Here is a 12,598-nt window from a genome sequence, read left to right as displayed (position 1 = left end):
GCGCATGCTCTCCACCACCAAGCTCGAAAACGGGCTCCCAGGCAGGGGCCCCAAGGCTGACTACCGGGGTTCGACCGTGACCAAGCACTACCACCATGAACCCGACCCCCTACCTGACGCAACCCCTCCCGCCACATCTTCTGCTCCCAGGCAGGGGCCCCTCCAGGGCCCCTGGGAAGCTCGAAAAGAGCAGCCGGCAGCCGACGAAACAGACTCAGCCAAAAGGTCACGCTGGCTCTCCTCGAGGCTCGGCCGCAGGCGGCCTCGTACCTCGAAGAGCGTGGGTTATGGAGTCGGGCGGAACTGGACGAAGTCGTAGCCCTGGTGGACCTCGCGGGAGATCTCGGTCCACTCGGACGCCGTGATCAGAGGGAAAGTCGCGGCGCCGTCGGGCTCCTGGTGCACGATCGTGATGTCCAGCTCGGTGAGGTAGGGCCAGGCCGCCTCGTAGATCTGCGAGCCGCCGCCCACGTAGCAGATCTTGTCAGGCGTCTGGGCCGCCAGCTCGAGAGCCTCCTCGATGGAGTGCGCCACCTCGACGGTCTCGTCCGACCACTCTGGATCCCGGGTAACGACGATGACCCGGCGGTCGGGCAGCGTGCGGCCGATCTGCTCATGGGTCCGCCGACCGAAGATCAGCGTGTTGCCCGTGGTCACCTTCTTGAAGCGCGCGAAGTCCTTGGGCAGGTGCCACAGCATGTCGTCGCCGGAGCCGATCACCCCGTTGTCGGCCACCGCCGCGATCGCCACGATCCTCATCTTCTTCTCCTCACTCCTCCGCCTCCACCCTGATGAATGGGTGCGGTCATCATCGGATGCTGCCGTTTCCGGCCCTCTCGCACGCCGATCGGCGCACTTCGCCGTCAGACCGCGATCGGGGCCTTGATCACCGGGTGCGGGTCGTAGCCCTCCACCGCGATGTCGGCCAGCGTGAAGGCGTCGATCTCCGTCACGTCAGGGTTGATCCGAAGCGTCGGCAGCGCTCGCGTGTCCCGGCTCAACTGCTCGGCCACCTGCTCGAAGTGGTTGGAGTAGACGTGCGCGTCGCCCAGCGTGTGCACGAACTCCCCGACGCGAAGCCCCGTCACCTGCGCCACCAGGTGCACCAGCAGCGCGTAGGACGCGATGTTGAACGGCACACCGAGGAACACGTCGGCCGAGCGCTGGTAGAGCTGGCAGCTCAGAATCCCCGGCCCGCCGTCGTCCGCCGGCGCGACGTAGAACTGGAACAGCGCATGGCATGGCGGCAGGGCCATGTCGTCGACGTCGGCCACGTTCCACGCCGAGACGATGTGTCGGCGCGAGTCGGGATTGGTCTTCAGCTGCTCGATCACGCGGGAGATCTGGTCGACGTGGCGACCGTCGGGCGTGGGCCAGGAGCGCCACTGATAGCCGTAGACGGGGCCGAGGTTGCCGTCGGCATCGGCCCACTCGTCCCAGATGGTGATCTTGTTCTCGTGCAGCCAGCCGATGTTGGTGTCGCCGCGCAGGAACCACAGCAGCTCACCGAAGACGGAGCGGGTGTGCACCTTCTTGGTGGTGAGCAGGGGGAAGCCGTCGCGCAGGTCGAAGCGCATCTGGTGGCCGAAGACGCTGCGGGTGCCGGTGCCGGTGCGGTCCGACTTGTCCACGCCCTCGTCCATGATCCGGGTCAGCAGGTCCAGGTATTGCTTCATGCGAGTTCCTTCAAGTACGCGACGAAGGCGCGAACCGCCTTGCCGCGATGGCTGATCGCGTCCTTCTCCTCCGCGGTGAGCTCCGCGCTGGAGCGGGTCTCGCCGTCGGGAACGAACAGGGGGTCGTAGCCGAAGCCGCCCTCGCCCGCCTCGGACTCGGCGACGCGGCCCTCCATGGTGCCGTGCCAGACGTGGGTCTCACCGTCGGGTGAGACCGCGGCCAGGGCGCAGACGAAGCGCCCGGTGCGGCGTTCGGCGGCCACCCCGTCGAGTTGGGCCAGCAGCAGCGCGTTGTTGGCGGCGTCGTCGCACGCGGGCCCGGCCCAGCGCGCGGAGCGCACGCCCGGCATGCCGTTCAGCTCGTCCACCTCGATGCCGGAGTCGTCGGCGACGGCCACCAGCCCGGTTCGCCGGGCCGCCTCCGTCGCCTTGATCAGCGCGTTGCCCTCGAAGGTCTTCTCGGTCTCGGCGGGCTCCGGGTAGGCCGGGAAGTCGCCCAGCCCAAGCACCTCGACATCCAGGCTCTCGGCTGCCAGCACGCGACGCAGCTCGGCGAGTTTCTTCGCGTTGCCGGTGGCCAGCACGATCCGGTCGGGTCGCCTCACGCCAGCGCCACCTTCTGCAGCTCCGTCAGCTCGGCACAGCCCTTGGCGCCCAGGTCGAGCAGCTCGTTCAGCTGGGCACGGTCGAAGGGCTGCCCCTCGGCGGTGCCCTGCACCTCGATGTATTTCCCTGAGCCGGTCATCACCACGTTGAGGTCGGTGTCGGCGGTGGAGTCCTCCTCGTACTGCAGGTCGAGCAGGGCGGTGCCGGCCTTGTCGAAGCCGACGGAGACCGCGGCCACCGAGTCGAGCAGCGGCTCGCCCTTCAGTGCCTTGCGTCCGCGCAGGTAGGCGACGGCGTCGGCCAGCGCGACGTAGGCGCCGGTGATCGCGGCGGTGCGGGTGCCGCCGTCGGCCTGGAGCACGTCGCAGTCGAGCACGATGGTGTTCTCGCCGAGCGCCTTGTAATCGACGACGGCGCGCAGCGAGCGCCCGATCAGGCGCGAGATCTCATGGGTGCGTCCGCCGATCTTGCCGCGTACCGCCTCACGGTCGGAGCGGCTGTGCGTCGCGCGCGGAAGCATCGAGTACTCAGCGGTCACCCAACCCAGCCCGGAGCCGGCACGCCAGCGTGGCACGCCGACGGTGACGCTCGCGGCCACCAGCACCCGCGTCCGCCCGAACTCGACGAGCACCGAGCCCTCGGCATGGTCCAGCCAGTTCCGGGTGATCCTGATCTCTCGCAGCTGGTCGGGGAGGCGTCCGTCGATTCTCGTCATGCGCGCGAGCCTACCGCGCTCCCGCCCCGACCCTCATCCCCAACACCGCGCACCCCCACGCGCATAGATCTGCGTATGCGTGACGGCCTCCCATATAGCGAGGCCGTCACGTATACGCAGATTTAGAGGTTCCGCAGGTAGGTGGTGCCGTAGCGAGGACGTGCTGGATGGATGAGCTGGCAAGGCGAAGAACGAAACTGCCATCGGGGTCATGCCAGTGAGTTCGACAACGAAGCCAGGTCGCCATCCAGTGCGCCGCAGTAGGCGCCACCTACCTGCGGGACCTCTTATGCACGATGCTCGGAGACGAGCGAGAAGTCAGGGAAGAGTGACGGTGGTGACGTCGGTGATGAGGCCGCCGAGGAGGCGGCGGCCGATGCCTTGGAAGTCGCGGGCGTCGCCGGTGGTGAGGAACTCGCGGTGCGACTCGCGCGGAGCGTAGCGCAGCAAGCCGGCTTTGGTGAGCGTCGAGTAGGCCGACTGCGCACATGCCTCAGAGCTGGAGACCAGGTTCACGCTCGGGCCGAGCACGTACGAGATGACGCCGCTCAGCAGCGGGTAGTGGGTGCAACCGAGGATCAGGGTGTCCACCTGGGCGCGCTTGATCGACTCCAAGTACTCCCCCGCAACAGCCAGCAGCTCCGGGCCGCCGGCGACGCCCTCCTCCACGAACTCCACGAAACGCGGGCACACCTGCGTGGTCAGCGTCACGTCGGTGGCCACGGCGAAGGCGTCGTCGTAGGAGCGGGAGTTGGCCGTCGACGCCGTGCAGATGACGCCGACGCGCTGATTGCGGGTGACCGCGAGGGCATGGGTGGCGGCCGGCAGGATCACCTCGATGACGGGCACGTCGTAGCGCTCACGGGCGTCGCGCAACGCGGCCGACGAGGCCGAATTGCAGGCGATCACCAGCGCCTTGACGCCCCGCTCGACCAGGTGGTCCAGTCCCTGCAGCGCGAACTTGCGCACCTCCGCGATCGAACGCGGGCCATACGGTGCGCGCGCGGTGTCGCCGAGATAGACGAAGTCTTCGTTGGGCAGCTGCTCCACCAGCGCGCGCATCACGGTCAGGCCGCCGAAGCCGGAGTCGAAGACGCCGATCGGCGCGTCGATGGACGAACTCACTCCTCCCCCAGCCTGAATCCGCGACCCACATCGTGGGCCACCTCTCGAGTGGCCAGCAGATCCTCGATCAGGTAGGCCAGCCAGTCCAGCACCATGGCCAGCTCGGGGTTGGCGTCGACCTGCTCGTCGGTGGCCTCGCGATCGGGCCAGGCGTCACCGTCGACCAGTCGAACGTGCCAGATCGCGCGCAGGGCGGACAGCGTCTTCACCCAGGCCGAGGCGTGCCCCTCGGAGACGGCGACCAGGCCGTTCTGCTCGTTGGCCAGGTCGGCAAGCACCAGGTCCAAGGCGTCGAGCCGATCGCGTGCCTGCGCATGAACGGCGCCCCGACGGAATTCCGCCACCTGCTGCGGATCCCGGCTGGACGGAGGGAAGAGCCGACGCAGCCACGGATCGTTGTTGAGCGCATCCGTGGGGTCGTGCGTCAGCTCGGTGATCAGCTGGTCGAACACGTCGCCGCTCTGCTCCGGCAGCACCCCGCGCAGGACGTTCTGCAGCTGGCTGACCATGGCCGACAGCGCGGCGATCTGCGACTCGCCCCCCTCCAGCACCCAAACGATCTCGTCGTCGCCGAGCCTCACGACTGCTCCATGGTGGCCCAGAGGTTGTAGTTCTGCATGGCCATCACGTCGCGCTCCATCTCCTCGCGGTTGCCGGTGCTCACCACCGCCTTGCCCTGATGGTGCACCTGCAGCATCAGTTCCTCCGCTTTGACCCGCGTGTAGCCGAAATACTCCTCGAAGACGTAGGTGACGTAGCTCATCAGGTTGACCGGGTCGTCCCAGACGATGGTCACCCATTGCTTCTGCGTCACCTCCGCCGGCGCCTCCAGCGTCGCGGCTTGGCCTTCACTCATGGGTCCAAGATTGCCCCATTCGGCAAACGGATGCACGTAGGCAGCATCGGGGATGACCAGTAGAGTGCGGCCATGACCACGGCCCTGCTGACGGATCACTACGAGCTCACGATGGTGCAGGCGGCGATGGACGCCGGCACCGCCCAGCGCCATTCGCTGTTCGACCTGTTCACCAGACGATTGCCCAGCGGACGCCGCTACGGCGTACTCGCCGGACTCGGGCGCGCGCTCGACGCCATCGAGGGGTTCCGCTTCGACGAGGCCGAGCTGGAATTTCTGCTCCGCCAAGGCGTGATCCGCGACAACCTGGCCGAGTGGCTGGCCGACTACCGCTTCACCGGCGATATCTGGGGCTATGCCGAGGGCGAGGTCTACTTCCCCGGCTCGCCCGTGCTGTCCGTCGAAGGCAGCTTCGCCGAGTGCTGCATCCTCGAGACGCTGCTGCTCAGCATCTACAACCACGACGCCGCCATCGCCGCGGCTGCGTCCCGGATGACGGCGATGGCCGGCGACCGGCCGTGCGTCGAGATGGGATCGCGACGCACCCACGAGTGGGCCGCCGTCGCCGCCGCCCGCGCCGCCTACATCGCCGGCTTCGCCAGCACGTCGAACCTGGAGGCCGGCCGCCTGTTCGGCATCCCCACCATCGGCACCGCCGCGCACTCCTTCACGCTGCTGCACGACTCCGAAGAGGACGCCTTCCGGGCCCAGATCGCGTCGCTGGGCGCCAACACGACGCTGCTGGTCGACACCTACGACGTCGACGCGGCCGTCAGGCTGGGCGTGAAGCTCACCGACGGCAAGCTGGGCGCGATCCGGCTGGACTCCGGCGACCTCATGTTCGTGGCGCGCGCCGCCCGCGACCTGCTGGACGATCTGGGCGCCACCGAGACGCGGATCATGGTGACCAGCGACCTCGACGAGTGGCAGATCGCGGCGCTGGGCGGCTCGCCCGTCAGCGGCTACGGCGTCGGGACGTCCCTGGTCACCGGCTCGGGGCATCCGACCTGCGGCTTCGTCTACAAGCTGGTGGCACGCTCCGACTCCGACGATCCCGACTCGCCGATGACGGCGGTGGCGAAGAAGTCCAAGGGCAAGAACACCCTGGGCGGACGGAAGTTCGCGATGCGTCGGATCGGCGCCGACGGGCACGCTGAGGCCGAGGTGATCGGCCTGGGCACCGCCCCGGTTGACGACGGCAACGACCGCAACCTCCTGGTCGACTTCATTCGAGGCGGCGAGCGGGTCTACCACGAGTCGCTGGACGACGCCCGGCAGCGTCACCAGGCGGCCCGGGCCGAACTCCCGCTGGCCGCCCTGCGCATCTCGAAGGGCGACCCGGCGCTGGAGACGATCATCCTGGATGAGAGCGGCTCCAAGACCACCAACCCCTACCAATCCGCTCCGATGGTCAGCAACATCTGACCCCGCTCCCCTCGGCCAAATGGCGCATGGCTAGGATGAACAGGTCCGCCAGACCACGGGGAGATAGATGACGACTCTGGCCGCCGCTCGCCCGACTCTTCGCCCGCGCCAGAAGTGGGGGCTGCTGGTCGGCGCCGTTGTCTTCTTCGTCCCGTTCGTCGTCGACATTCCGGGGTTGACGCCCGAGGCGTCCCGGATGCTGTCGATCTTCCTCGTCGCGGTGGTGTTCTGGGTCACCGAGGCGATCCCGCTCTTCGCCACGGCCACCCTGGTGATCCTGCTGGAGGTGCTGCTGCTCTCATCGACGGCGATCCTCCCGGTGAGCGACGACGCGGCCCCCGCCGCCGAGTTCTTCGCCGCGATGGCCAACCCCGTGATCATGCTCTTCCTCGGGGGTTTCCTGATCGCCGACGGAGCCGCCAAGTTCGGCCTCGATCGCAACCTGGCGGCGGTCTTCATGCGGCCCTTCGCCCGCTCCGGGCGCATGCTGATCCTCGGCATGATGCTGATCACCACGCTGCTCGGGCAGTTCATGTCGAACACCGCCACCGCGGCGGCGATGTTCGCCGTGGTGATCCCGCTGCTGCCGATGATGCCGACGCCGAAGGCGCGGGCCGCGCTGGCGATGTCGGTGCCGGTGGCCGCCAACGTCGGCGGTTTCGGCACCCCCATCGGCACCCCGCCCAACGCCATCGCGGTGGGCATCTTGGCCTCCCAGGGCACCCCGGTGTCGTTCCTCGAGTGGATGGCGCTGGCCTATCCGTTCATGCTGATCCTGCTGGCGATCGGCTTCCTCCTGCTCGCGAGCTGGGTGCCGAAGTCCACGCCGGTGAACCTGTCGATGACCGCCGACTTCGACCGCTCGCGCAGCGCGATCTACTTCTACGCCGTCGCCGGCCTCACGATCGTGTTGTGGATGACGGAGCCGCTGCACGGCATCCCGTCGCACACCGTCGGTTTCATTCCGGTGGTGCTGCTGCTGTCGATGCAGGTGATGAACGGCGACGACATCAAGATTCTCGACTGGCCCGTGCTGTGGCTGGTAGCGGGTGGCATCGCGCTCGGCGACGGGGTAGGTCGTGCCGGCCTCGACGAGTGGCTGATCGGCCTCATCGACTGGTCCGCGATGAGCGCGGCGCTGGTGATCGTGGTGCTCACCGCGGTGGCGCTGGTGCCGGGCAACTTCATGTCGAACTCCGCCACAGCCAACCTGATGATCCCGCTCGCCGTCAGCTTCGCCGGCATCATCGACGCGAGCGCCCTGCTGCTGGCGGTGGTGCTGGCGCTGGCCAGCTCGCTGGGCATGACGCTGCCGATCTCGACACCGCCCAACGCCATCGCCTACTCCACCGGCGTGGTGAAGCTGAAGGACATGGCGACGACGGGGGCGATCATCGGCATCGTCGGCGCGGCGGTGCTCTCGCTCGTCATGCCGTGGTTCTGGACGACACTGGGGCTGCTGTGAGCCAGATGCAGATCCTCGTCATCGGCGAGCGCGCCCCCGTCGACGACATCGCCGCCGCGGTGACCGGAAAGGCCGTCGTCTGGCCGTTCGACGACGCGATCTCAGCGCTCGAACACCTGCGGGCGCGCCCCGAGATCGACGTTCCACTGCTCCTGCTGCACGCAGAGAGCGTGGACGTCTCGTCCTCCCTCGCCACGTTGTACGCGGAGCCGCGGCTCGCGGATGCCTTGAACATCGTGCTCACCGAGCAACGCGAACATCACGACCTGGCGGGAGCCATCGACTCCGGCCTGCTTCAGGCACTCGTGATGATCCCCACGGCACGGGAGACGCTGGCCTGGTTCATCACCACCGACATCGCCGAGTGGATGGAGCGCCGAGGGCTCGATCCCATCGCCGTGGTGCCGGCCGAGGGAGGTCCGCGAGACGCCCCGCAGAGCGCCAATCTGCTCCAGATGCTGGAGATGAGCGAGGACGAGCTCACGAAGATCTTCATCGACGGCATCGACGAGGCGCTGGCTCCTCGCCCGCGCATCCATCTGCCGGCCGGCGTCCGGCTGACCCGGCAGGACCACGGCGTCGAGGGCGTCTTCATCCTGGTCGACGGGCGGGTGGCGCTGACCCGCGCCACATCCACCGGCAACCTCCTGCTGCACCACGGGTCCACCGGACGCGTGGTGGGCCTGCTGTCGCTGGCGCGCCAGAAGCACGCCTACTTCACGTCCACCACCACGACGCCGTGCGAGGTGATCCTGCTCTCCATCGAGCAGCTGGAGCACGCGATGCTCCTGAAGCCCGAGCTCTCGGCCGGGCTCGCCGTCTCGACGATCCGGGTGCTGACGCAGCGCCTCGTGCACTCCGAGGAGCTGCGGATCGAGCGCAACGAGCTCACCGTGAAGCTCCAGCGCGAGCAGGAGCGCCTCATGGCTACCCTCGAAGAGCTGCAGCAGACGCGCCAGGAGCTGGTGTCGAAGGCTCGCTTCGCCACCCTCGGCGAGCTCTCCGCCGGCGTGGCGCACGAGCTCAACAATCCCGTCGCCGCGCTGCGCACCGCCGCCGACTACCTCAAGGCCGACGTCGAAAAACTGCTCCTGTCCCACCCCGACGGCGAACGTCTGGCCGCCGTGGGCAAGGGCGTGATGGAGCGCCCGCCGATGTCGACCTCTCAAGAACGGGCCGCGCGCCGCGAGCTGGAGCGCGTCACCGGCGACCCCGAGCTGGCCTTCCGCCTCGTCGCGGCAGGTGTCACGGACGCCGCGCTCACCGGCTCGCTGAGCACCGACGACGTCAGCGCCGTCGAGGCGGCGGCGTCGATCGCGATGGCCGCACGGAACATCGGCACCGCCTCGCATCGGATCCAGGATCTGGTGCGTTCGCTGCGCTCCCACGCCCGCCCGGAGGCCGAGGTGGCGAGCGATGTCGACCTCAACGAAAGCCTCGACGAGACCCTCGACCTGGTCTCGCATCGCCTCCACGGCATCGCCATCGAACGACACTATGGGGAGATCCCGCTGGTGCGCGCCCATCCTCCGCAGCTGGGGCAGATCTGGACCAACCTGCTGGTCAACGCCGCCGATGCTCTGGAGGGCACCGGGCGGATCTCGGTGGTGACGTCGTCGCCCGATGCGCAGAGCGTGCGGGTGGAGATCGTCGACGATGGCCCGGGCATCCCTGCCGAGCTCACCAGCCGGATCTTCGAGCCCCGGTTCACCACCAAACAAGGCACGGTGCGCTACGGGATGGGCCTCGGCCTCAGCCTCACCCGCACCTTGGTGGAACGCAACGGCGGCACCATCGCCGTCAGCTCCCGGCCCGGGCACACCGTCTTCACGGTGACGCTGCCCGCCGCGCAACCATCTGTCACGAGCAATACGGAGGAGAAATGAAACTCGCAGTCTTGGTGCTCGAAGACGAGCCCCCCGTGCGCACCGCGCTGGCGCGCGATCTGGCGGAGTTCGCCGGATCCCTTCGCATCGAGATCGCCGAGAGCGTCGACGACGCCTGGGAGGTGATCGGCGAGATCGCCGCCGACGGGGATGTGCTGGCGCTGATCCTCTCCGACCACCGCATGCCCGGCGCCACCGGCGTCGACTTCCTCGTCTCGTCGACGAGCGATCCCCGCGTCGCCAACGCCCGTCGTGTCCTGGTGACCGGCCAAGCAGGCCACCAGGACACGATCCGGGCTCTCAACCAGGGCCGGCTGCATCACTACATCGGCAAGCCGTGGGACGCGGCCGACCTGAAGCAGGTGGTGCGCGACCAGCTCACCACCTTCGTGCTCGACAACGGCATCGACCCCCTGGTCGCGCTGCCCGCCCTCGACGCCGAGCGCGCCATGAGCGCGCTGCGACGCCGTCCGGGCGGCCGGTCGACCTAACTACTTAGCGACCTTCTTGGTCGCCTTCGAGGTCTTGGTCACGGTCTTGTAGTTGCTCTTCTTGCCGGTGACCTTGACCGTGATCTTCTTGCTCTTGTCCTTGGACGTGAGCTTGTACGACGACTTCGTGGCGCCCTTGATCTTGGCGCCGTCGCGGTACCACTGGTAGCTCAGCTTCACCGTCGACGGACCCCAGGAACCGGCCTTGGCCTTCAGCGTCTTGCCCACCTTTGCGGTGCCGCTGATCTTCGGGGTCGCCGTCTTGAGCGTGGCCAGCGCGACGGTCTTCGTCTCGCCGGTATCGAACAACGCCCAGCTTTCGTTGGCGGCGATCGCCGTCACCACCACCGCGAGCTTCTTGCCGATGTCGTCCTTCTTCAGCGTGTAGGACTTCTTGGTGGCGCCGGAGATGGGCTTGTCGTTGCGGTACCACTGGTACTCGAACGAGTCATTCCACGGCCCCGTGTAGCCGGTGTCGACGGTCAGCTTCTTGCCGTACTGCGCGGTGCCCTTGATCGACGGATCGCTCTTGCCCTTCGCCGGGACGGTGATGAAGTGGTACTCCTCCATGTCCTCCCAGTAGTTGCCGCTGGGCGTGTAACCGAAGGTGGCGAACACGCCGCCGTTCTTCACGTCGGTGATGGAGGAGTTGGACTCGTTCTTGCCGGTCACGTAGGTGATGGTGGTCGAGAAGGACTGCCCCGCCTCGATCGTCGACGGCAGTTCCTTGGCGAAATCGTAGTAGGCGTACGCCACGCCGTCCTCGCCGAAACCGCTGCGCTCGAAGCCTCCCGACGCCTTCAGCTGGGGAGAGGCCTGCGCGCCGGCGAAGGTGAGGGCCAGCTTCGCGTCCTCGGGAACCTCGATCGCGTTCTTCGACGTGTTCTTCGCGGTGAACCTGATCTTGACGGTGTCCCCCAGCGCGAACTGGTAGCCGCTCAGCAGCTTGGCGCTGAGCGCGAACGGGAATTCGGCGGGGTTTGCGCGAGCCGGCAATACGGCGGAAACGGTGAGTACCAGCGCCGTGGCGACGGCCAGCGCCAGCGTCTTCGCGGCGAGCTTTACTCGAGAGTCCTGACCTTGTCGTGTCATGAGACCTGTCTTTCACTGGGAGACGGAGAAATGTCGGTGACGGGCACCGCGACACGTTCCACGGCCCCCAACCTGCGCTCAGCATAACCGGGGGCGCCGACAATCCCGCAGCCGCCAGGATGAGCACCCCTAGAGGTTCCGCGAATAGGTGGTGCCGTAGCGAGGACGTACTGGATGGATGACATGGCAAGGCGAAGAACGAAACCTGCATTGGGTATGCCGGTGAGTTCGACAACGAAGCCAGGTCGCCATCCAGTGCGCCGCAGTAGGTGCCACCTATTCGCGGGATCTCTTAACGCCTCCTACCCGAAAGGAACAGATAGCGTGGCTCGTGTGAGTCGATACAGCCTGATCCCCGCGTCTTACGTCTATCTGCTGCACGACGGGCAGGTACTGCTGCAACTCCGGCAGAACACGGGCTATATGGATGGATACTGGGCGGCGGGTGCTGCCGGTCACGTCGACCCTGGGGAGACCGCGCCGCAGGCCGCCGCGCGGGAACTCCACGAGGAGCTAGGGGTGGAGGTGGCTCTCGGCGACCTGATCCCATCGTCGGTGATGCACCGCACCGACGGCTCCGACAACCCGCGCGAGCAGCGCGTCGAGTGGTTCTACTCCTGCTCCACCTGGAGCGGCGACCCCGCGATTCAAGAGCCCCGCAAGTGCGCCGAGCTGAGGTGGTTCCCTCTCACCGATCTGCCAGCGCTGATACCCGAATACGAACGCATCGCCCTCGAGTGGCTCCGCGATCATGTCGGGATCGGGCTGCTGTCCGTCGGCTTCGACGCCGCCCCCGGAAGGAATGATCCGCTATGACGATGGTGTTCGCCTCGGGCGAGCTGCCGTCGCGTGACGAGTTGGTGCGGTTGTACGACTCAGTGGGATGGAGCGCCTACACCGCCGATCCGGATCTCCTGGAGGCGGCGATGGCCGTGTCACTGAGGGTGACGACGGCGCGGGTCGACGGGCACCTCGTCGGACTGGCCCGCGTCGTCGGTGACGGGCTCACGATCGTCTATCTGCAGGACATCCTGGTGAATCCCGCCCACCATCGATCCGGCATCGGCCGCCGGTTGCTGGACGAGGTTCTCGCACCCTACGCGTCGGTCCGTCAGAAGGTGCTGCTCACCGACACCGAGCCGGCACAGCGGGCCTTCTACGAGGCGACGGGCTTCGTCGAGGCGCACGACCACCAACCAGGATTACGGGCCTTCGTCCGCTTCGACTGAGCCGACCCGCAGCGCAACCATGCATGCATTTT

Annotated in this window: 14 protein-coding genes; 6 read left to right on the top strand and 8 right to left on the bottom strand. The window is 67.5% G+C overall.

All coding sequences use genetic code 11. From position 1 onward, the window contains the following. Positions 1-285: 285 nt before the first annotated feature. The 7 genes from P0D62_RS11490 to clpS form a co-directional block, all read right to left on the bottom strand. The gene (locus P0D62_RS11490; protein WP_275702693.1) at positions 286-759 is read right to left on the bottom strand and encodes a dihydrofolate reductase; all 474 of its coding nucleotides are present in this window, start codon (positions 757-759) and stop codon (positions 286-288) included. A 104-nt stretch (positions 760-863) separates the two neighbouring features. Continuing rightward, entirely contained in the window at positions 864-1,676 is an 813-nt protein-coding gene (locus tag P0D62_RS11485) for a thymidylate synthase (protein ID WP_275702692.1), read from the bottom strand. Beyond that, positions 1,673-2,281: an RdgB/HAM1 family non-canonical purine NTP pyrophosphatase gene (gene rdgB / locus P0D62_RS11480; RefSeq protein WP_275702691.1), complete on the bottom strand. Its 609-nt coding sequence runs from the start codon at positions 2,279-2,281 to the stop codon at positions 1,673-1,675. Before rdgB ends, P0D62_RS11485 begins: the two co-directional genes overlap by 4 nt. Further along, entirely contained in the window at positions 2,278-2,997 is a 720-nt protein-coding gene (gene rph, locus P0D62_RS11475; RefSeq protein ID WP_275702690.1) for a ribonuclease PH, read from the bottom strand. Before rph ends, rdgB begins: the two co-directional genes overlap by 4 nt. 318 nt (positions 2,998-3,315) lie before the next feature. Then, positions 3,316-4,122: a glutamate racemase gene (gene murI / locus P0D62_RS11470; protein ID WP_275702689.1), complete on the bottom strand. Its 807-nt coding sequence runs from the start codon at positions 4,120-4,122 to the stop codon at positions 3,316-3,318. Further along, complete coding sequence (locus P0D62_RS11465; protein WP_275702688.1) at positions 4,119-4,703, bottom strand: DUF2017 family protein; 585 nt, start codon at positions 4,701-4,703, stop codon at positions 4,119-4,121. The genes murI and P0D62_RS11465 overlap by 4 nt, the downstream gene beginning before the upstream one ends. Next, on the bottom strand, positions 4,700-4,978 hold the full coding sequence (gene clpS, locus P0D62_RS11460) for an ATP-dependent Clp protease adapter ClpS (RefSeq protein ID WP_275702687.1): 279 nt from the start codon (positions 4,976-4,978) through the stop codon (positions 4,700-4,702). Before clpS ends, P0D62_RS11465 begins: the two co-directional genes overlap by 4 nt. 72 nt (positions 4,979-5,050) lie before the next feature. Between clpS and P0D62_RS11455 the strand changes: the two genes are divergently transcribed. The 4 genes from P0D62_RS11455 to P0D62_RS11440 all read left to right on the top strand — a co-directional run bounded on the left by P0D62_RS11455 (position 5,051) and on the right by P0D62_RS11440 (position 10,245). Continuing rightward, complete coding sequence (locus P0D62_RS11455) at positions 5,051-6,403, top strand: nicotinate phosphoribosyltransferase (RefSeq protein WP_275702686.1); 1,353 nt, start codon at positions 5,051-5,053, stop codon at positions 6,401-6,403. Between the two features lie 67 nt (positions 6,404-6,470). Continuing rightward, positions 6,471-7,868 (top strand): SLC13 family permease, encoded by a 1,398-nt coding sequence (locus tag P0D62_RS11450; protein WP_275702685.1) that lies wholly within the window; start codon positions 6,471-6,473, stop codon positions 7,866-7,868. A 5-nt stretch (positions 7,869-7,873) separates the two neighbouring features. After that, the gene (locus P0D62_RS11445; protein WP_275702696.1) at positions 7,874-9,754 is read left to right on the top strand and encodes a sensor histidine kinase; all 1,881 of its coding nucleotides are present in this window, start codon (positions 7,874-7,876) and stop codon (positions 9,752-9,754) included. Beyond that, complete coding sequence (locus P0D62_RS11440; protein WP_275702684.1) at positions 9,751-10,245, top strand: response regulator; 495 nt, start codon at positions 9,751-9,753, stop codon at positions 10,243-10,245. Before P0D62_RS11445 ends, P0D62_RS11440 begins: the two co-directional genes overlap by 4 nt. On the opposite strand, the gene P0D62_RS11435 is transcribed toward P0D62_RS11440, so the two are convergent. Then, positions 10,246-11,337: a hypothetical protein gene (locus tag P0D62_RS11435; protein WP_275702683.1), complete on the bottom strand. Its 1,092-nt coding sequence runs from the start codon at positions 11,335-11,337 to the stop codon at positions 10,246-10,248. A 333-nt stretch (positions 11,338-11,670) separates the two neighbouring features. On the opposite strand from P0D62_RS11435, the gene P0D62_RS11430 reads away from it, so the two are divergent. Further along, positions 11,671-12,153: an NUDIX hydrolase gene (locus P0D62_RS11430; protein ID WP_275702682.1), complete on the top strand. Its 483-nt coding sequence runs from the start codon at positions 11,671-11,673 to the stop codon at positions 12,151-12,153. Next, a complete protein-coding gene (locus P0D62_RS11425) occupies positions 12,150-12,566 on the top strand; it encodes a GNAT family N-acetyltransferase (RefSeq protein WP_275702681.1) in 417 nt (138 codons plus the stop codon). The genes P0D62_RS11430 and P0D62_RS11425 overlap by 4 nt, the downstream gene beginning before the upstream one ends. The last annotated feature ends 32 nt before the right edge of the window (positions 12,567-12,598 follow it).

Origin of the sequence: Tessaracoccus caeni, from assembly GCF_029211185.1 — a bacterium.
GTDB classification, from domain to species: domain Bacteria; phylum Actinomycetota; class Actinomycetes; order Propionibacteriales; family Propionibacteriaceae; genus Arachnia; species Arachnia caeni.
This window is presented reverse-complemented; position numbering and strand designations above follow the sequence as displayed.